Below are 19,951 nucleotides of genomic sequence, written 5' to 3' on the forward strand. Positions count from 1 at the left end.
TTTTCGGGATTCACAATCCCTTGGAATTCAATCAATTACCTGCCGGAAACCGGCCGATTCCGGTCAAGGTTAGCTGAACAGGCCGTCCCCGGACGCCCATTCAGGGCCGGAAACGTTGCCCGGCGTTCAGCCCCGGACCGGCACCGCCGCTCAGAGCGCCGAACGCGGCGGCAGCGACCAGTCGACCGGGGCCTGGCCGCGACGCTGCAGGTACTCGTTGGCCATCGAGAAATGCCGGCATCCCAGGAAGCCACGGTGGGCCGACAACGGCGACGGGTGCGGCGACTTCAGCACGCGATGGCGACGGGTATCGATGACCTTGCCCTTCTGCTGCGCATAGGCGCCCCAGAGCATGAACACCAGGCCTTCGCGCTCGCGGTTGAGCACGTCCACCACGTGGTCGGTGAAGCCCTCCCAGCCACGGCCCTGGTGCGCACCGGCCTTGCCCTCTTCCACGGTCAGCACGGCATTGAGCAGCAGCACGCCGCGCTGCGCCCACGGGATCAGGCAGCCGTGGTCCGGGCGCGGGATACCGAGATCGCTCTCGATTTCCTTGTAGATGTTCAGCAGCGACGGCGGCACCGGCACGCCCGGCGGCACCGAGAAACTCAGGCCATGCGCCTGGCCACGGCCGTGGTACGGGTCCTGGCCGAGGATCACCACCTTCACCTGCTCGAATGGCGTGGCATCGAACGCGGCGAAGATCTGCGGACCGGGCGGGAACACCGCCGCACCACTGGCCTTGCGCTGGCGCAGGAAGCTGGACAGCTCACGCATCTGCGGCTGCATCAGGTAATCGCCGACATGCTGTTTCCAGCTCGGTTCCAGCTGGATCGTCGGGGTGCCGGCTACTTCATCCATCATCGAATCAGGGGTCCATCGTTCAATCGGGCCAGGCGCAGCTGGAACAGCACCTTGGTGACCAGCAGCCGTTCTTCAATCGGCTTGAGCACCAGGTCGTTGGCGCCGGACTGCAGCAGCCCGGTCTGGTTGTGCGGGTTGCCATCGCCGGTCATCACCAGCACCGGCAGGCGGCGCTTGCCGTAGCCGAAGTCCACGCGCACGCGCTGCACCACGTCGCGGCCGCTCAGCTCGCCCTTCAGGGTGACGTCGGTCAGCACCAGGTCGATGCGATGGCGGCTGCGGCCCAGCGACTCGGCGGTGAGCAGGGTGAACGCCTCTTCGGCGCTGACCACGTGCAGCACGTTCAACTGCTGTCGCTCAAGCATGCGCTTGGTGGCCTCGGCGACCACGCGGCTGTCCTCGATATAGAGGATGGTGGCGCCGGGAATGGTCTGCGGCTGCACATAGCCACGGACGAAGGTCGCCAGTGCCTCGTGGCCCAGCGCCTTGTCGAAATAGTCGGTGACGTACTCGGTGAAGCGGCGCTGCTCCAGGTGCTGCTGGGCATCGCCGGAGACCACGATCACCGGCACATAGGCCTGGCCCGCCGCTTCGCGCACCATCCGCGCCAGCGCCAGGCCGTCGCCATCGCGCAGGGTCAGCGAGGTCGTCACCAGGTCGACCGGGCCCTGCGCCAGCGCCTGCTGCGCGTCTTCGATGCTGTCGCAGCCGATCACCTCCACGCCAGGCAGGTCACGCTGCAGGACGTCGGCGATCAGCTTGCGGACCAGCTTCGACCCGTCGACCACCATCACCCGCGTCGCGGGCCCTTCAAGGTGCTTCAGCGCTTGCGGTTGCATGCCGGTCTCAGGTGTCGGTCGGGCGGGTCTGGCGCAGGAAATGGCCGGTCACCAGCCACGCGCCCAGCCAACCCAGCAGCAGCGTGCCGAGCAGGACCAGGCTGCCATGCAGCAGGTCCAGGCCATGCAGCACGAACGGGCTGCCATAGCTGCGCGAGAGTTCGGCCAGCGGCACGCGCAGGGCGGCGCCGGCCGCAGCAATCAGGGCCAGCGCCACCGCGCCGGCACCCAGTCCATACCACGCGCCCAGGTACAGGAACGGGCGGCGAATGAAGCCATCACTGGCGCCGAGCAGCTGCAGCACGCCGATCTCTTCGCGACGCGCCTGGATATCCAGGCGCACGGTGTTGCCGACCACCAGCGCGGCGCCCACGCCGAGCAGTACCGACAGCACCTGCACCAGCCGTGCGCCGAACGCCAGCCAGGCATCCAGACGCTGGCGCCACAGTGCGTCGTGCTGCACCAGGTCGGCCTCGGGCAGGCTCTCCAGCGCGCGCGCCAGGCGTGCGTCGTCCTTGCCCTGGCCCGGGGTGATCACCAGCAGCGAGGGCAATGGATTGTCGTTGAGTGCGTCGATCGCCTCACCGAGGCCGGCATCGCGCAGTTCCTGCAGGCCCTGCTCGGGCGTGCGCACGTTCACTTCGGCCACGTCGTCGCGGTCGCGCAGCTGGCCGGCCAGGCGCAGTGCGCCGGGACCATCGACGTTGCCCTTCAGGAACACGTTGATGTCGCGCGACTGCTGCACGCTGCCGGCGAACTGCTTGAGGTTGTCCAGCGCGATCGACAGGCCAAGCGGCAGGGCCAGTGCCAGCGCCATGACCATCACCGTCAGCAGGGTCGCCCACGGCTTGCGGCAGGCGCGGCCAAGGCTGAACACCACGCTGTGCACGTGGTGCTGGAACCAGACGCCCACGCGCGAGGGCGCGGCGGCTTCGCTGTTTTCGTTCTTCGCCATGCGTTACTCCGCCAGGTCCTGCGGCGAGATGTCATCCACCAGCCGGCCGTGGTCGAGGATCAGCACGCGCTTGCGCATGCGACGCAGCAGCGGCAGATCGTGGCTGACCACCAGCACGCTGGTGCCGCGCGAGGGCAGCTCGGCGAACAGGGCCATGATCTCCGCGGCCAGGGTCGGGTCGAGGTTGCCGGTCGGCTCATCGGCCACCAGCAGCTTGGGTTCGCCGACGATGGCGCGGGCGATGCCGACGCGCTGCTGCTCGCCGGCCGACAGCTGCGAGGGCAGCGCCTTCTCGCGATGGCCCAGGCCCATCCGCTCCAGCACCGAGCGCACGCGCTTGTTGATGTCGCCACGGCGGGTGCCGCGCAGGATCAGCGGCAACGCCACGTTCTCGGCGATCGAGCGGTCCATCAGCAGGCGATGGTCCTGGTAGACCGCACCCACCGCGCGACGGTGGCGGGGCACGTCGCCGCCACGCACCTTCAGCAGGTTGCGCTCGTCGAACACCACCGCACCGCGGCTGGGCCGCTCGTCCAGGTGGATCAACTTGAGCAGGGTGCTTTTGCCCGCACCGGAATGGCCGGTGACGAACAGCATCTCGCCCGGCGCGACCTCGAAGCTGACATCGGTCAGTGCCTCGTGGCCACCGGCGTACTGTTTGCTGACATTGTCGAAGCGCAGGACACTCATGCCCCGATTATGCAGGACCGGCGCGACGTCGTGGAGATGGTGGCGCGATTGGTGATAGCCGCGGGAGCAGCCGAGCGTAGGCTCGGCTCTACAGGGCGGCATGGGGGCTGTAGAGCCGAGCCCATGCTCGGCTCAGTGCGGACCAAGGTCCGCACCCACCATCGGCGGCTTAGTTGCCCGACAGCATCCGGCGGATCTTGCGGCCAATGCGGGTCAGGAACGAATCACCGGTATCAGCGGCGGTACGCACCGGCTTGGCCACCACCTGCACCGGGGTGACCGGGCTGGCGCCATTGCCGGCAGCGCTCTGCACGCCCTCGGCACCTTCGACCGGACGGCCGTGGCGACGACGACGGCGCTTGCGCGGCTTGTGCTCGCCGTCCACCGCACCTTCCGGTGCGCCTTCGGCGCGCGGCGGGCGCGGCGGACGCGGGGCCTGGGCAACGGCGCCTTCGGCACCGGCGGCCGGGGCGGCAGCGCCTTGTTCGCCCTCCACGCGCGGCTTGCGCGGGCCACGCGAGCGGCGCTCGCCGCTGCGCTCACCGTCGCGACCACCACGGCCACCACCGCCTGAACGGCCGCCACTACGGCCACCGCCCCGACGCTCTTCCTCGGCGGCGCGGGCTTCGCGCGCTTCGCGGAAGATCTGGCCGACGCTTTCGTTGTCCTCGCCTTCCTCGCCTGCTGCGGGGGCCGGGCGTTCCGGGCGCGGCAGCGGGGTCAACAGTTCCTTGGTCACCGGCTCGGACGGAATCTTCTGCTCGATATAGGCCTCGATGTCCGGCAGGCCCATTGCATAGCGCTCACAGGCGAAGCTGATCGCGTCTCCCTCTTCACCCAGGCGCGCGGTACGACCGATGCGGTGCACGTAGTCTTCGGCATCGAACGGCAGGTCGTAGTTGTAGACGTACTTGATGCCGTCGATGTGCAGGCCGCGCGCAGCCACGTCGGTGGCCACCAGGATTTCCAGCTGGCCCTTCTGGAAGCGGTTGAGCAGGCTCTCACGCTTCTTCTGCGGCACGTCGCCGGACAGCACGCCCACGCGGTAGCCGGCCTTTTCCAGCGAACGCGCCACACGCTCGACGAACACCTTGGTGTTGACGAAGACCATGGTGCGCGCGCCTTCGCTGCGCGACAGCAGGCCCAGCAGCAGCGGGATCTTCTCGTCGTCGGCCGGGAAGTAGATGCGCTGGCGCACGCGCGCGGCGGTGATGGTCTCGGCTTCGACCACCAGCTTCTGCGGCTCGTTCATGTGCTCGTAGGCCAGCTCCAGCACGCGATGGCTGAGGGTGGCACTGAACAGCAGGGTCTGGCGGGTGGTGCGCTCGGGCATGCGGCGCAGCAGGAAGCGGATGTCCTTGATGAAGCCCAGGTCGAACATGCGGTCGGCTTCGTCCAGCACGCAGATCTCGCAGGCGTGCAGCGACACCACCTTGTGCTGTTTCACGTAGTCGATCAGGCGGCCCGGGGTGGCGATGATCACGTCCACGCCCTGCTGCAGCAGTTCGCGCTGCTTGTCGTAATCCACGCCGCCGTAGACCAGCGCGAAACGCAGGCCCAGATCGGAACCGAACTTGACCGCATCCTTGTGGATCTGGATGGCCAGTTCGCGGGTCGGGGCGAGGATCAGCGCGCGCGGATCTTCCGGCTTGCGGTCGGCCAGGGCCGGACGCGTCAGCAGGCGGTTCACGACAGCGACCAGGAAGGCCAGGGTCTTGCCGGTGCCGGTCTGAGCCTGGCCGGCAACATCACCACCGGGCAGCGCGACGGGCAGGGTCAGCGCCTGGATCGGGGTGCAACGGGTGAATCCGGCTCCTTCAAGACCGGCCTGCAGGGCCGGGTGCAGCTCGAAGGAGGAAAAGGTCAAATCGGTCAGCGGTTTGTCGCTCATGAGTCCGTCTTGGTATGGCCGCCGGCCCGTGGGGCGGCTGGCACTTCAGCGTCTAGGGGCACCGTCGCAAACTGCGGCCCCTGCGGCGGGTTGGCAGGCTGGGACCACCCGGTCCGTGCGCCGCACAATGCCCCAGTTTAACGCACTCGGGCCAGCAAACCGGAATGACCTGTCTCATAAAGTCAAGAGACGGCGCCCTTCACCCAGCCACACCGGACTTGAACGGCCCTGCCAGGCCCGCTGGTGTCGCCCACTGCCAGCCCCATGTACAGGAAGACAGTGAAATCCGACACATACCCGGTATCGAAGCGATCACGATACGCTGGGTTCCAGCCGGCGCCTGTCCCTGCCCTGCGATAGGGGTACACTGCCGGCCGTGAGCGTCCAGGCATCCCGCCGAACGCACCGCGGCAGTGCGCCGCGAGGCAACGACGAGGGTCGCGCCACCGGGCATGGCCCAGTTCACCCACCTCCGGCATGGCCGGGTGCAATCCAAGACGAGAAACCAAGATGAGCGACAAGGTTGTACATGTCGGCGACGCCGACTTTGATAGTGCAGTGCTGAATTCCAAGGAACCGGTGCTGGTCGATTTCTGGGCCGAGTGGTGTGGCCCGTGCAAGATGATCGCCCCGGCGCTGGACGAGCTGGCCGACGCCTACCAGGGCCGCGCCAAGATCGCCAAGGTCAACGTCGACCACAACCGTGCGCTGGCCGCCAAGTACCACGTGCGTTCGATTCCGTACCTGGTCGTGTTCAAGGACGGCGAGAAGGTTGGCGAGCAGATCGGTGCGGTGGGCAAGGCCCAGCTGGCCGGCCTGCTGGACAAGGCCCTGGCCTGATTCCTGCTGTTCTCCGGCAGCCGCCGACCGCGGCTGCCGGCGGGCGCCCCGCGCCCATGATGAATGCTGTTCCCGGCAGCCCTTGCACGGCGCCGCAGGCCGATGATAGTGTCGGCATATCCGGCCGCGTTCGCGTGCCGCACCCTCTGGACGCAGTTTCCTCCAGACCCATTCCCAACGTTCGCCGCCCCAGCCGGGCGCTCGCACCTTCAAGCGAGGAATAACGCTCTTGTCCGATAACACTTCCGAAACCGGCAGCGCCGATGCGCCCGCCGAAAAGCGCGTGCGCAAGCCCCGCGTGAGCAAGGCCGCCGCCCCGGCAGCCGCCGAAACCAGCGCCGCTCCGGCGCAGCCGACCCTGCCGCTGGCCGCCGCGCCCGAGGCACCGGCTGCTGCCCCCGCACCGAGCGCGCCCGCCGCCGAGGCCCCTGCCAGCAGTGGCGGCGGCGAAGGCGGTGAGGGTCGCGAATCCGGCCAGCCGCGCCAGCAGAACCACCAGGGGGGCGGCCAGAACCAGGGCCAGAACCCGTACAACCAGAACGGCCAGCAGGGCCAGGGGCAAGGCCAGGGCAACCGCCGCGACCGCTTCCGCAACCGCCGCGACCGTGACCGCAACAACCGCTTCCGCGACGATGGCCTGCCCAACGACGGAGGCGAGCAGCAGCCGTTCGTGCCGCGCCCGCACGCCAACGTGCCCGAGGGCTTCCCGGTCTACTCGCTGAGCGACCTCAAGCGCATGCCGGCACAGAAGCTGCTGGAAATCGCCGAGCAGCTGCAGATCTCCGAAGGCGTGGCCCGCGCCCGCAAGCAGGATGTGATCTTCGCCCTGCTGAAGGTGCTGACCCGCCACGGTGACGGCGTCGCCGCCGACGGCGTGCTGGAAATCCTGCCGGACGGCTTCGGCTTCCTGCGCGCGGCCGAAGCCAGCTACCTGGCCGGCCCGGACGACACCTACATCTCGCCCAGCCAGATCCGCCGCTTCAACCTGCGCACCGGCGACCACATCTCCGGCCGCATCCGCTTCCCGAAGGACGGCGAGCGCTACTTCGCGCTGAACATCGTCGACACCATCAACGGTGAGCCGATCGAAGCGTCGAAGAACAAGGTGCTGTTCGAGAACCTGACCGCCCTGTTCCCGCGCCGCCGCTTCACCCTGGAGCGTGGCAACGGTTCGTCGGAAGACATCACCGGCCGCATCCTCGACCTGATGGCCCCGCAGGGCAAGGGCCAGCGCTCGCTCATCGTGTCGCAGCCGAAGGCCGGCAAGACCATGATGATGCAGCAGGTCGCTACTGCCATCACCACCAACCACCCGGACGTGCACCTGATCGTGCTGCTGATCGACGAGCGCCCGGAAGAAGTGACCGAAATGCAGCGCACCGTGCGCGGCGAGGTCATCAGCTCGACCTTCGACGAGCCGGCCGCGCGCCACGTGCAGGTGGCCGAAATGGTCATCGAGCGCGCCAAGCGCCTGGTCGAGCACAAGAAGGACGTGGTGATCCTGCTCGACTCGATCACCCGCCTGGCCCGTGCCTACAACAACGTGGTGCCGAGCTCGGGCAAGGTGCTGACCGGTGGCGTGGACGCCAACGCCCTGCACCGCCCGAAGCGCTTCTTCGGTGCCGCGCGCAACGTGGAAGAAGGCGGCAGCCTGACCATCATCGCCACCGCGCTGGTCGACACCGGCTCGAAGATGGACGAGGTGATCTACGAAGAGTTCAAGGGCACCGGCAACAGCGAAGTGCACCTGAGCCGCCGTATCGCTGAAAAGCGCGTGTTCCCGGCCATCGACATCAACCGTTCGGGCACCCGCCGCGAAGACCTGCTGATCGAGCCGGAACTGCTGCAGAAGATCTGGATCCTGCGCAAGCTGCTGCATCCGATGGATGAAATGGCCGCGATGGAGTTCCTGCTCGACAAGATGAAGAACACCAAGTCCAACGACGAGTTCTTCGGTTCGATGAAGCGCTGATCCACGGCGCTGCATCGGAAGAAACCTGCCGCTCGCTGCGGCAGGTTTTCTTTTGCCTGCAGGGCGACGCACTTCACTTCGCCGCCGCCCACTTTTGGCGATAATCCGCCGGCCCCTGCCCGGCCCTGACGGCCTGGCCACCGATTCCCGCTGTCGCCCCTTCCGGAGAACCGGTCGGGTCCAGCCTCCTGCCGGATCCGTCGACGCATGCGAACGCCGTCTCCCCGCCTCAACCTGGGCAAGCTGATCCTCGCCCTGGCCCTGCTCAGTGCCATCATCGCCCTGGCCAACACCCTGCTGGCCAGCTACCGGGTGCAGCGCGACCAGCTGGTCGGCAACACCCTGGAAGCCAACCGCGTCTATGCCACCAAGCTGGCCGAGACCACCCAGAACTTCCTGCTGGCTGCGCAGCAGCAGCTGGCCTATGCCGCGACCCGCCTGGGCGAGCACGACCTCGATCCGAAGCAGGCCCAGGATGAAGCCAGCCGCCTGCAACTGCAGTCCAGCAGCTTCAACTCCTCGCTGGTGGTGGACGCCGACGGCCTGGTGATCGCCACCTCGCCGCAGACCCTGCAGCTGCAGGGTGAGGTGCTGCACAGTGTCGGCAACAACGCGGCACTGGCGGCGCGCCAGCCGATGATCAGCGATCCCTACCAGTCGGCTACGGGCAAGCTGCTGGTGTCGCTGTCGCACCCGATCTTCGACCGCCAGGGTCGCTATCGCGGCTATGTAAGCGGCACCCTGTACCTGCGCCAGCGCAGCGCACTGCACACGCTGCTGGGCAAGCACTACTACCGCGACGGCTCCTACCTGTACGTGGTGGACCGCAATGGCCGCCTGCTGTACCACGCCGATGGCAAGCGGGTGGGTGACTACGTGGTCGGCAACCCGGCGGTGAAGGCCGTGGTGCGCGGGGAGCGTGGCGCACAGCAGGTACGCAACAACCGTGGTGTGTCGATGCTGGCCGGCTATGCGCCGGTGGCGGCCACTGGCTGGGGCATCATTGCCCAGCGCCCGACCGAGGCCACCCTGCAGCCGCTGTCACGGTTGATGACCGCGGTGATCTGGAATGCGATTCCGCTCGGCCTGCTGTCGCTGCTGGTTACCTGGTGGTTCGCGCGCCGCATTTCGATGCCGCTGTGGCAGCTGGCGCGCAATGTGCAGGGCGGCGAGGACACCGGCAATGCGATCAACCATGTCAGCGGCATCCGCGCCTGGTACTTCGAGGTCGCCCAGCTCAAGCAGGCCGTGCTGCACAGCTTCAATGCCCTGCAGGATCGTATCGGCACGCTCAACCGTGCCAGCCGCACCGACCCGCTGACCGGCCTGCTCAACCGCCGCGGGCTGCAGCAGGCGCTGGACGCGCTGCAGGTGCAGGGCATTCCGTTTGCGATCCTGGCGCTGGACATCGATCGCTTCAAGTCGATCAACGACAGTTACGGGCATGACGTCGGCGACAACGCCATCGTCCACATCGCCGACCAGATGCGCCGCTACTCGCGCGACAGCGATATCCTCTGCCGCGCTGGTGGCGAGGAATTCCTGCTGCTGCTGCCGGGCATCAGTACTGAATCGGCCCGTCAGGCCGGTGAACGCCTGCGCCAGCACATCGCCGACCATCGGTTCGAACCGGTCGGCACCATCACCGTATCGCTGGGCGTGGCCCACTTCCCCAGCTTCCATGTCGACGCCGAGCAGGCATTGCGGCTGGCCGACAAGGCGCTGTACATGGCCAAGGAACAGGGCCGCAACCGGGTGGTGGTCTACCCGTACGCCGACTGACGCGGAGCCGGGCTGCCCGGCTCCGCAGCGGGTCTCAGCTCTGTTGCAGCGGGGTCAGCAGGCGCAGGCCGCGCTTGGCGCCGTCCACCATGTAGACGCCGCCTTCCGGCAGCAGATCGCTGCCGGCCTGCTCGACCGGGTCGGCCTCGTGCCACGGCACGCTCTGCCGCGGCCCCGGAATGAAAGCGCGCCAGCGGCCATAGCGTTCCGCCTCTGCATTGGGATCATGGTTCAGGGCGAAGTTCACCGGGATGCGAACCGTCCAGCTGTCCCGGGTGCTGTCCTCGCCGGTGGTCGGTGGCTTGAAGGTCCAGGTGCGGGCGGTGCTGACGCTGGCTCTGGCCAGGATGTCGCGCATCTTGGCCAGGGTCCGCTCGGACGCGACCACAGCCATGTTCACCTGCTCGGCGGCCACGTCGGCCACTGTTCCGTCACGCGCCACCTTGACCAGCAGCAGCACCTCACCCTGGCCACCGTTACGGTAGGCCGCCTCCGGGTAGCGCGGCGGTGTCATGTGCAGCGGGGTCACCGAACCAGTGGCCTCAGGATCGTACTCGCTGAAGTCGACACTGGTCATGCTGATTTCATAACCGCCGTCGGCCGCAGCCTTGCCGCGCAGGCGAACGCGCAAAGGGGCCCTCGTGGCCACCGCCTGGCCATCACGCAGCGTGGGCTCGAAGCGCCAGCCACCGATGGTGCCTTCGACGAAGGAGGCGATGCTCGGGGCGACCATGGCTTTCTGGTCCAGCACCAGCGAACTGACCGCGCCCTCCGGCGTGACCTCGATATGACCGGACAGCACCATGCTCATTTCCGCAGTCGCACGTACAGCGCGTGCGGTCTGCGCAGTGGCGTCACCTGCAAGCAGGGGGGCGCCGGCACCGACGGCCAGCGCGAGGGCGAGAAACAGTGGAGAACGCATCATTGCCGGATCCTTGGTGATGAACAGCGAGCGTACCTCAGTCCCAATACCCATGACAGCCGGCTCAGGCCAGCCGGTGTGCACCCGCATAGGGCGGCGTATCCGGATAGTCCCCTCGTGCGAAGCGTTCCTGCAGGCCCTGCCACCAGCCCGGGTCGAACAGGTGCCGGTAGTGCTCGCGCACGGCTGCCAGCTCCGTAGCCGGCAGGCCCATGAATGGACCGAAGCGCTCGGGAAACACATCGCGCGGGCCAACATGGAACCAGGGCTCGTCGGCCATGGCCTCCTCCGGCGTACGCGGCTGCGGCCACGCACGGAACACGCAGTCGCTGACCAGGCACAGCTCGTCATAGTCGTAGAACACGGCCCGGCCGTGCCGTGATACACCGAAGTTCTTCGGCAGCATGTCACCGGGGAAGATGTTGTTGCGCGCCATGTCGGTGATCGCCTGCGCGTAGTCGAGCACCGCTGCACGTACCGCCTCCCCGCCCTGCTCGCGCAGGTACAGGTTCAATGGACGGAAACGGCGCTGCACGTAGCACAGTGCGATCTCCACCTCATCGCCATCAACGCGTACGCTCTGCGCGCACTGCTGCAGCAGTTCGTCCAGCAGGGCCGGCGCGAAACGCGCGCGCGGAAAGCGCAGATGACGATAGGGCTGCGCATCGAGCAGGCGGCCGACACGATCGAGATTGAACACCAGCGCGTACTTCTCTTCCACCTGCTGCCGCGACATCGCCTTGGGCCACGCGAAACGGTCGCGGATCAGCTTGAACACCAGCGGATAGCTGGGCAGGGTGAACACCGCCATGACCATGCCCGGCGTGCCTTCGGCATGCACCAGCCGCTCCTGCGGGTGCTCGTTGAAGTGGCGGAAGAACGTGCGGTAGCGCTCGGTCTTGCCCTGCTTGGCACGTCCCAGCACCGTGTAGATCTCATCGATGGGCTTGCCCGGCAGCAGGCTGCGCAGGAACACCACGGCATCGCCCACCGTACCCAGATCGGCCTGGAAGTAGCTGCGCGACACGCCAAACAGATGGGCAACATCACGGCGCCGGGTCAGCACCGCATCGGCACGCAGGCCGCGCGCGTCGTTGACCAGGGCAATCACGCAGGGTGAGAAGCGGTGCTCGCCGAATACACGTCCAACCAGATAGGCGCGGCGCTCGCGGTAGAACACGGTGTCGAGCAGTTCGATGCTGCGTACCGGCGTGTCCCCCCAATGGGCGAGGTCGTCCTGCAGGCGAACGGCGATGGCCGCCGCGCAGCGCAGCTGGTGCACGTACGGAATGTCGAAACGATAATCGGCCAATACGCGTTGCAGGGCCTCCACCGGCCGCGTCGGCGAGACGGCATAGGTATGGCGCGCGACGGGATGGGTGATTGCATCGGAAGGCTCGACGTCGAAAGCAATGAATTCCAGCGCCGGGTCCACGCCGCGGGTAGCGAACAGGCGCCGCGACAGCGTGTTGTAGAAGGTCTTGTACAGCTCGGCGTCGATCAGGCCCTGCAACAGCGCGCTGTAGCCAGCGTGCACCTGCAGCCACAGCGCGCGCTCGCCGATCGCGTCACCGGCGAGGCGGCGCAACGCATCCATCTGCTCGGCGATGCACAGGTCGTAGAGGGCGATGCGCTCGACTGCATCCTGTCGCGCACCGGCCCAGTCGCGCTGCTCGAAGCGCTGCCGCGCCCGCGCGGTGATCGCCGCGAAGCGGGCATGGTACTGCTCGAAACCATCGCGGATGGCACCGGCGATACGCGGCGCCAGCTCGGTAGCGATGTCAGGCTTGGACATGCATGGCTCACCCGGGAGGACCGGCTTTACCATACGCTGGCGTGGGGTTGCTTGTGTAGAGTCGAGCCATGCTCGGCTGATCCAGGCAGAAGCAGCCGAGCATGGCTCGGCTCTACAGTTGCAAAGAGCAGTCGGGCGGGCTCGACTCTACCGAAGCCAATGGCTCAGATCGCCAGTTCGGCCTCCACGTCCTGCACCTTGCGCCGGGCCAGCGCCAGGTTGGACTTGGTACGGTCCAGCACGATGTAGAAGAACAAGCCCTTCTTCTTCGCCACCGGGCGCATGATGTGGTACGCCTTGCCCAGCGAGATCAGGATGTCCTCGATGCTGTCGTTGAGGTTCAGCGACGCGGCGGTCTTCATCTTGGCGCGGATCACTTCGGTGTTGCCGGCGGCGGCCACTTCCATGTCCATGCCGGCACCGGCCTCGCCCAGCAGCATGCCGCTTTCGTAGTCGACCAGCGCCACTGCCTGCGCGCCGTCGATGCCCATCAGTGCGTTCAACGATTCATTCAATCCAGCCACGTCGCACCCCTTGTCGATGTTGGTTCGAGCCCCTCGTTCCCCTGCGGCCGGGCTCACGATCCGCCGAGTTCGGCCAGGATCGCCTGGCCACATTCCCTGCTCTGCCACAGCACCTGGCCGATCACGCTGCGCTGGTCGCAGGCTGCCATCAGCAGCAGCGGTGCACGTCCCTCGGCCTGGATCGCCAGCATCAGCACCTTGCCGCCGGCCGCCTCCAGCATCAGCGTCTGCAGATCCCCCAGCAGCAGTTCGCGCCCGACCGCCGCGGCCAGCGCCAGCATCGCGCTGGTCATTGCCGCCAGCCGTTCGCCGCGCCCTTCGGCACCAGCGCTGACCAGGGCAAAGCCATCGACACTGGCCAGCACTACCGTGCGCACGCCTTCCACCCGCTGCTGCAGGTCCTGCAGCAGCGGCTGCAGGCGCGCACGCTGGCCGGCATCGGGCAGCACCGCCATCTGCCCGTCAGCCATGCGCGGCCACCAGTGCGTGCGCTTCCATTTCGCTCATCAGTACATCCATCAGCAGCAATCCCTGTTCGCGGTCGCGGGCATCCACCGCCAGCAAAGGCAGCGGTTGATCATCCAGGCTGGCGCGTGCAGCCCAGTCGTCCAGCGCAGCGTGCGGCGCCTGGTCGAGATGGGTGACCGCCACCACCAGCGCCAATGACGCTGCGAACGGCTGCAGCACCTGCAGGTAGTCCTCCAGCTCGCCGGCCAACCCGGCACGGCGCGCGTCCAGCAGCAGCACCGCACCACGTGCCCCCTGCAGCAGGATCGGCCACAGGAAATCAAAGCGCTGCTGGCCGGGTGTCCCGTAGAGCCGCAGGCGTTCGCCGTTGGGCAGGTCGATGTCTGCGTAGTCCAGCGCGACGGTGGTGGAGGCCTTGTCGGCGCCGAGGCGATCACTGTTGGCCACATCGGTGTCGATCACCGCCCCGGCCGCGATGCTGCGCACGAGTGTCGACTTGCCGCTGCCCATGCCACCGAGCACGACCACCTTGTGCTCACGCATTGCGCTCGCTCCCACGCAGGTGGCGCCACAGGCGAGCAAGCAGGCCGTTGTCGGTGCCATTGCCGCGTAGTGCCGTCATCGGTGCCGCCGGGGCGCTCTGCAACTGTGCGTAACCGCAGAGATAGGCGGCATGGATGAAATCACGCACCGCCGCAGCCGGCAACTCGAGCAGCATCGCGCATTCTTCAACCGTGCACGCGCGCTTGAGCAGCAGCGAACACAGGCGGAAGCCATCGTGGTCGTGACCCAGCACGCGGAAATCCGGCCAGCGCAGCAGCTTCACCGAGGCGCCACGCAGGCGTTCGTCCAGTGCCTGCCAATGGCGGCTGCATTGCGCCCACTGCCACAGCAGCGGCCGCAGTGGTTGGCGTGGCCGCTCGCCGGCCAGGGCCTGCAAGCGAGCCGGCGTGAGCGCATCCAGCTGCAGGCGTTCGAAGGCATCGGCCAAACGCTCCACCAGCACGCTCGCGGGCTCCTGCAGCAGCACGGCCTGGTCATGCTCGAGGTCCATCAGCAGGACGGGATCACCCGCGTCACTCAGCAGTGCCTGCCCCTGGCGCAGGGGCAGCCGCTCGCGCAGCAGGCGGGTGATGGCGTGCGCACCATCGGCAAGACGGATCGGTGCGGGTGCGTGCATGGTCAGGGGCTCCACTGCCAACTGCATCCCGCGCAGGGCGCGGCCGATGGCACCGTCATCAAGTATGTCCTGATGGCCATCGCCGTCGCGCAGCTGGCCCCTCAGATCCTCGATCCAGCACTGCAGTCGCGGGCGTTGCTGGCGCATGCGCAGGGCCGCGTTGCGCAGCGCCGGCGTATCGCGGATGACCAGCAGGTCGCAATCGTCCAGATCCTGGCTGCGGCGGATCTGGCCGTCCGGCAGCGCCGATGCTACGCGTAGCCGCTGCAGCAGGGCCTGCTCGCCCTGGATGTCGGTTCCCACTACCAGCACGCGTGCCATCCGTGTTCCCCGTGCGGCCACCTCCCCGGTGGCCTCGCGTCGCCAAGGCTAGGACATCGCCAGCGGCAGCCGTCGTGATCGACTGCTCAGATCGGAAGCGGTTGCAGACGGTGTCCGATCGGTTCTGCGACAGCCATCGCGGGCAAGTTTCATGCCGCTTTGACGGCATTCCGACCGCCAACGGATGTCACGGTTCTGGACGCGGGTCGAATGGGGCCGCCCAAAAAGAAACCCGCGCCGAAGCGCGGGTTCCGGGGTCACGACCGAACGGCGACGGATCAGCCGCGCAGCTGCTCCAGCGCGGCGTTGAGGGTCGCGCTCGGGCGCATCGCCTTGCTGGCCTTGGCCACGTCCGGGCGGTAGTAGCCGCCGATGTCCACGGCCTTGCCCTGCACCGCGATCAGCTCTTCAACGATTTTCTGCTCGTTGTCGGTCAGTGCCTTGGCCAGCGGAGCGAAGCGCGCCTTCAGTGCAGCATCTTCGTCCTGCGCGGCCAGGGCCTGGGCCCAGTACAGCGCGATGTAGAAGTGGCTGCCACGGTTGTCGATGCCACCCAGCTTGCGCGACGGCGACTTGTCGTTGTCCAGGAACTGGCCGTTGGCTTCGTCCAGGGCCTTGGCCAGCACACGGGCGGCAGCGTTGTCGTAGCGGCTGCCCAGGTGTTCCAGCGAGGCGGCCAGGGCCAGGAACTCACCCAGCGAATCCCAGCGCAGGTAGTCCTCTTCGACGAACTGCTGCACGTGCTTCGGCGCCGAACCACCGGCACCGGTCTCGAACAGGCCACCACCGGCCATCAGCGGCACGATCGACAGCATCTTGGCGCTGGTGCCCAGCTCCATGATCGGGAACAGGTCGGTGAGGTAGTCGCGCAGCACGTTGCCCGTCACCGAGATGGTGTCCTCGCCCTTGCGGATGCGGGCCAGCGAGAACGAGGTCGCTTCCACCGGTGGCAGAATGCGGATGTCCAGGCCGTTGGTGTCGTGGTTCTTCAGGTACTGCTCGACCTTGGCGATGACCTGCGCGTCGTGGGCGCGGGCGGCATCCAGCCAGAACACGGCCGGGGTGCTGCTCAGGCGGGCGCGCTCGACGGCCAGCTTGACCCAGTCCTGGATCGGCGCGTCCTTGGTCTGGCACATGCGCCAGATGTCACCGGCTTCCACAGCGTGCTCGAACACCACGGTGCCAGCGTCGTCGGTGACCTTGACCACGCCATCGGCGGCGATCTGGAAGGTCTTGTCGTGCGAGCCGTACTCTTCGGCCTTCTGCGCCATCAGGCCGACGTTCGGCACCGAGCCCATGGTGGCCGGGTCGAAGGCCCCGTGCGCCTTGCAGTCGTCGATGACGGCCTGGTACACGCCGGCATAGCAGCGGTCCGGAATGACGGCCTTGGTGTCCTGCAGCTTGCCTTCGGCATTCCACATCTTGCCGGAGTCGCGGATCATCGCCGGCATCGAGGCGTCGACGATCACGTCGCTCGGCACGTGCAGGTTGGTGATGCCCTTGTCCGAGTTGACCATGGCCACGCCCGGACGCTGTGCGTACTCGGCAGCCAGGTCGGCTTCGATCGCAGCGCGGGTGGCTTCGGGCAGCGACGGCAGGCGCGCAGCCAGGTCACCGATGCCGTTGTTGGCATCGAAACCGGCCTGCTTCAGCACGTCGGCATGCTTGGCCAGCACGTCCTTGTAGAACTCGTTGACCGCCACGCCGAACATGATCGGGTCGGAGACCTTCATCATGGTCGCCTTCAGGTGCAGCGAGAACAGCACGCCCTGGGCCTTGGCATCGGCGATCTGCTCAGCGATGAACGCGGCCAGCGCCTTGCGGCTCATCACCGCGGCATCAACGATCTCGCCGGCCTTGACCGCGGTCTTTTCCTTCAGCACGACGGTGCTGCCGTCCTTGCCGTGGAAAGTGATCTTCAGCGCACCGGCGCTGGCCAGGGTGGCCGACTTCTCGCTGCCGTAGAAATCACCGGCGGCCATGTGCGCGACGTGCGACTTCGAATCCGACGCCCAGGCGCCCATGCGGTGCGGATGCTTGCGCGCGTAGTTCTTCACCGACAGCGGTGCGCGGCGGTCGGAGTTGCCTTCGCGCAGCACCGGGTTCACCGCACTGCCCTTGACCTTGTCGTAGCGCGCCTTGTAGTCGCGCTGCTGGTCGTCGGCCGGGGTTTCCGGGTAATCCGGCAGCGGATAGCCCTGGTCCTGCAGTTCCTTGATGGCCGCCTTCAGCTGCGGCACCGAGGCGGAGATGTTCGGCAGCTTGATGATGTTGGCGTCCGGGGTGGTCGCCAGCTGGCCCAGCTCGGCCAGGTCGTCGCTGACCTTCTGCGCGTCACTGAGCAGTTCCGGGAACAGCGACAGGATGCGGCCGGACAGCGAGATGTCACGGGTTTCCACCACGATGCCTGCGGTGGCGGTGTAGGCGCCGACGATCGGCAGCAGCGACTGGGTGGCCAGGAACGGGGCTTCGTCGGTCAGCGTGTAGAGGATCTTGGACATGGGGGACTTGGACTCTGTAGCAATGCTCAGGGGAAGGCCGGCGCCAGCGCCGGGCCACGTGCAACCGTGTCGCTTTCCCCCGTCGCCGTCAGGGTGGGCGCGCGGCGGGGAAACCCCTGCATTGTCGCGTTTTCAGCCGCGCGGGGCAAAGCCACGCCATACGCAGTGGTACTGCATGCCGGCAACGCTGTGATCCATCCGCACATCGTGCGGGTGAAGCGCGGCCCGGTTGTCAGTAGCTCCACGCCATGCGTGGATGGGGCCAATCGTCGCCCAATAAAAAAGGACGCAGCCTCGCGGCTGCGTCCATCGTGAGCCCTGCCGGGAGAGAGTCGGCAGGACTTACTTGACCTCGAACTCCTGCGGCGTTCCGGCCGCCTTGCCATCGACGGTGACCTCGGCGCGGTACTTGCCGGCCGGCCAGCCCTTTGCATTCTTGAACGTGACGTTGGTGGTTTCCGCACCGCTGGTGTTCAGCGTGGCGTTCTGTTCGCCGGCCACCTGGCCGTCCTGGTAGGTCAGCTTCGCGCCAACGGTGACGTTGTTGGCGGCACCGTCGGTCTTGACCGAGACGATGACGTCGTCCTTCGGTGCGAACAATGCCGTGGTCGCAACCGACTTGTCGGCGGCTGCGGTCTTGCCGACGGTGACCGCCGAGACGCTCACTGCAGCAGCTTCGGCCATCGGCGGCGGCGCACCGGTCATCGGTGCGGGTGCTGCCGGTTCGGCCGGAGCGGTCGCTGCCGGAGCGGCGTTGCTGTCGGTCGACTCTTCTTTCTTCTTGCAACCGACCAAGGCGACGCTGCCCAGCAGGGCGGCGATCAGGGCGGTCTGGAGCGGGGTGGTCTTGATCATTCGGGGTTCCTCCCAGGGATTGTCGGACGGCGTTCGATGGCCGGCTTACTTCGGCGGCAGCTTCAGGGTCTGGCCCGGGAAGATCTTGTCCGGGTCATCAAGCACATCGCGGTTGGCTTCGAAGATCTTTTTCCAGGCGTTGGCGTCGCCCAGATGCTGCTTGGCGATCTTCGACAGCGAGTCACCCTTCTGCACGGTATAGGTGCCGCCGCTGACAACGTCTGCGGTGCTGTCCACCGAGGCGCTGACGCCGGAGAAGTCCGCCTTCGGCACCTGCTCGGCGGTACTGTCGACGCTGCCACTGACGCCGGAGAAATCGGCTTTCTTCTCGGTACTCATCCACAACTCCCGTCTGCATGACTACGTGGTTCGCACGGTGCCATGGAGGTTGTTAAATGGGGATGGTGCAGATGTGAAGCCGCCCCCGGGGGCGGCTGAACAATCGGGGCGGAAGGTGGCCGCTGCGCTCGCCGGGCGTGGCCCGGCGCTACCCGTAACCGCCTGCGACGGTTACTGGCGCAGTTCGCGGTAGGTCGCAGCCGGGGCGGCGATGCCGGGACTGGCGCGCCAGGGATTGATGTCCAGGCCACCACGGCGGGTATAACGGGCCTCCACTTCCAGCCACTGCGGCTGGCAGCGCGAAGTCACCTCGCTGAAGATCCGCTCAACGCACTGCTCGTGGAACTCGGCGTGCTCGCGGTAGCTGACCAGATAGCGCAGCAGGCCGGCACGGTCGATCTTCGGCCCGCGGTAACGCAGGCTGACCGTGGCCCAGTCCGGCTGGCCGGTGACCGGGCAGTTGGACTTCAGCAGCGACGAGACCAGGGTCTCTTCCACCACCTCGCCCGCATCGGCGGCGAGGAAGTCCGCCTGCGGCGGACCGTAGCAGTCGATCTCCACGTCCAGCCCGTCGATGGATTCACCGAGCGGCGTCTCACGCAGGCCCGGCAGGCCGAACTCGACCTGGACCGGCGCACCGGCGCAGGCCGACAGATCCGCCACGATGCGCGCGCGCAGAGCCTCGGCGCTGTCGATGCGGGTGCTGTTGAGGGAGTTGAGGTACAGCTTGAACGACTTCGATTCGATCAGCCGCGGCGAGGTGCATGGCACCTGCACGGTGGCGACGGCGACCTGCGGCTTGCCACGCGGGTCGAGCCAGCTCAGCTCGAAGGCGTGCCAGCGGTCGTGGCCGACGAACGGCAGCGCGGCGTCATCGAGGCCGATCTCGGCGCGGGCGCCGCTGCGGGGGATGGGGAACAGCAGGCCGGGATCGTACTGCGACGGGTAACTGACCTCGCGACCGAGGCTGGAATCCTGTGGGGTGTTCATGGGCGTCATTGTATCGCGCGGACGGCGGGCCTTCGGCCGGGCCGGCCAACGGCGGAGCCCCTCCGTGGTGGTTCAGGACAGGATCTCGGGGTCGGCCGGGAGGGTGGGTTGGCTGGGGGCCGCTGCAAGTACGTCCATGTAAGCTCGGTCGCCGCATCCATGCGGCTCACGCCCCTGCAGCCGGACCCACCCCGCCTTCGACGGTTTTCCGCGATCTGTCGGA

At 67.3% G+C, this 19,951-nt stretch carries 18 protein-coding genes; 3 read left to right on the forward strand and 15 right to left on the reverse strand.

Features of this window, described 5'->3' with window-relative positions:
- Positions 1-150: 150 nt before the first annotated feature.
- The 5 genes from ung to rhlB form a co-directional block, all read right to left on the reverse strand.
- Entirely contained in the window at positions 151-864 is a 714-nt protein-coding gene (gene ung / locus ARC63_RS02210; protein ID WP_019338973.1) for a uracil-DNA glycosylase, read from the reverse strand.
- On the reverse strand, positions 861-1,703 hold the full coding sequence (locus ARC63_RS02215) for a response regulator (RefSeq protein WP_019338974.1): 843 nt from the start codon (positions 1,701-1,703) through the stop codon (positions 861-863). The genes ung and ARC63_RS02215 overlap by 4 nt, the downstream gene beginning before the upstream one ends.
- Before the next feature lie 7 nt (positions 1,704-1,710).
- A complete protein-coding gene (ftsX, locus tag ARC63_RS02220) occupies positions 1,711-2,658 on the reverse strand; it encodes a permease-like cell division protein FtsX (RefSeq protein WP_010481047.1) in 948 nt (315 codons plus the stop codon).
- 3 nt (positions 2,659-2,661) lie between these two features.
- The gene (gene ftsE, locus ARC63_RS02225; protein WP_005419728.1) at positions 2,662-3,348 is read right to left on the reverse strand and encodes a cell division ATP-binding protein FtsE; all 687 of its coding nucleotides are present in this window, start codon (positions 3,346-3,348) and stop codon (positions 2,662-2,664) included.
- 169 nt (positions 3,349-3,517) lie between these two features.
- On the reverse strand, positions 3,518-5,239 hold the full coding sequence (gene rhlB / locus ARC63_RS02230; RefSeq protein WP_010481045.1) for an ATP-dependent RNA helicase RhlB: 1,722 nt from the start codon (positions 5,237-5,239) through the stop codon (positions 3,518-3,520).
- Positions 5,240-5,749: 510 nt separating this feature from the next.
- On the opposite strand from rhlB, the gene trxA reads away from it, so the two are divergent.
- The 3 genes from trxA (at position 5,750) to ARC63_RS02245 (ending at position 9,833) form a co-directional block, all read left to right on the forward strand.
- Positions 5,750-6,079 carry a thioredoxin gene (gene trxA / locus ARC63_RS02235; RefSeq protein WP_005411275.1) on the forward strand — a complete coding sequence of 110 codons (330 nt, stop codon included), beginning with the start codon at positions 5,750-5,752 and terminating at the stop codon, positions 6,077-6,079.
- Between the two features lie 229 nt (positions 6,080-6,308).
- Complete coding sequence (gene rho / locus ARC63_RS02240; RefSeq protein WP_029379723.1) at positions 6,309-8,051, forward strand: transcription termination factor Rho; 1,743 nt, start codon at positions 6,309-6,311, stop codon at positions 8,049-8,051.
- A 207-nt stretch (positions 8,052-8,258) separates the two neighbouring features.
- Positions 8,259-9,833, forward strand: coding sequence for a sensor domain-containing diguanylate cyclase (locus tag ARC63_RS02245; protein WP_057502415.1), 1,575 nt, complete (start codon positions 8,259-8,261; stop codon positions 9,831-9,833).
- A gap of 34 nt (positions 9,834-9,867) precedes the next feature.
- On the opposite strand, the gene ARC63_RS02250 is transcribed toward ARC63_RS02245, so the two are convergent.
- From ARC63_RS02250 to queF, 10 genes are all read right to left on the reverse strand, one after another.
- Positions 9,868-10,758 (reverse strand): energy transducer TonB, encoded by an 891-nt coding sequence (locus tag ARC63_RS02250; RefSeq protein WP_029379722.1) that lies wholly within the window; start codon positions 10,756-10,758, stop codon positions 9,868-9,870.
- A 61-nt stretch (positions 10,759-10,819) separates the two neighbouring features.
- Complete coding sequence (gene aceK / locus ARC63_RS02255; RefSeq protein ID WP_057502416.1) at positions 10,820-12,550, reverse strand: bifunctional isocitrate dehydrogenase kinase/phosphatase; 1,731 nt, start codon at positions 12,548-12,550, stop codon at positions 10,820-10,822.
- 164 nt (positions 12,551-12,714) lie between these two features.
- Entirely contained in the window at positions 12,715-13,074 is a 360-nt protein-coding gene (locus ARC63_RS02260) for a hypothetical protein (protein ID WP_005419760.1), read from the reverse strand.
- A gap of 53 nt (positions 13,075-13,127) precedes the next feature.
- The gene (locus ARC63_RS02265; protein WP_057502417.1) at positions 13,128-13,544 is read right to left on the reverse strand and encodes a roadblock/LC7 domain-containing protein; all 417 of its coding nucleotides are present in this window, start codon (positions 13,542-13,544) and stop codon (positions 13,128-13,130) included.
- Positions 13,537-14,085 carry a GTP-binding protein gene (locus ARC63_RS02270; RefSeq protein ID WP_010481027.1) on the reverse strand — a complete coding sequence of 183 codons (549 nt, stop codon included), beginning with the start codon at positions 14,083-14,085 and terminating at the stop codon, positions 13,537-13,539. The genes ARC63_RS02265 and ARC63_RS02270 overlap by 8 nt, the downstream gene beginning before the upstream one ends.
- Positions 14,078-15,043 carry a hypothetical protein gene (locus ARC63_RS02275; protein WP_057502418.1) on the reverse strand — a complete coding sequence of 322 codons (966 nt, stop codon included), beginning with the start codon at positions 15,041-15,043 and terminating at the stop codon, positions 14,078-14,080. The genes ARC63_RS02270 and ARC63_RS02275 overlap by 8 nt, the downstream gene beginning before the upstream one ends.
- A gap of 278 nt (positions 15,044-15,321) precedes the next feature.
- Entirely contained in the window at positions 15,322-17,544 is a 2,223-nt protein-coding gene (locus ARC63_RS02280) for an NADP-dependent isocitrate dehydrogenase (RefSeq protein WP_057502419.1), read from the reverse strand.
- A 342-nt stretch (positions 17,545-17,886) separates the two neighbouring features.
- Positions 17,887-18,399: a hypothetical protein gene (locus ARC63_RS02285; RefSeq protein WP_032130280.1), complete on the reverse strand. Its 513-nt coding sequence runs from the start codon at positions 18,397-18,399 to the stop codon at positions 17,887-17,889.
- A gap of 45 nt (positions 18,400-18,444) precedes the next feature.
- Positions 18,445-18,738, reverse strand: a complete 294-nt coding sequence (locus ARC63_RS02290; RefSeq protein WP_005419771.1) for a LysM peptidoglycan-binding domain-containing protein — start codon at positions 18,736-18,738, stop codon at positions 18,445-18,447.
- Positions 18,739-18,909: 171 nt separating this feature from the next.
- Entirely contained in the window at positions 18,910-19,728 is an 819-nt protein-coding gene (gene queF, locus ARC63_RS02295; protein ID WP_057502420.1) for an NADPH-dependent 7-cyano-7-deazaguanine reductase QueF, read from the reverse strand.
- Positions 19,729-19,951 lie beyond the last annotated feature (223 nt).

Origin of the sequence: Stenotrophomonas geniculata ATCC 19374 = JCM 13324, assembly GCF_001431625.1 — a bacterium.
GTDB lineage: Bacteria > Pseudomonadota > Gammaproteobacteria > Xanthomonadales > Xanthomonadaceae > Stenotrophomonas > Stenotrophomonas geniculata.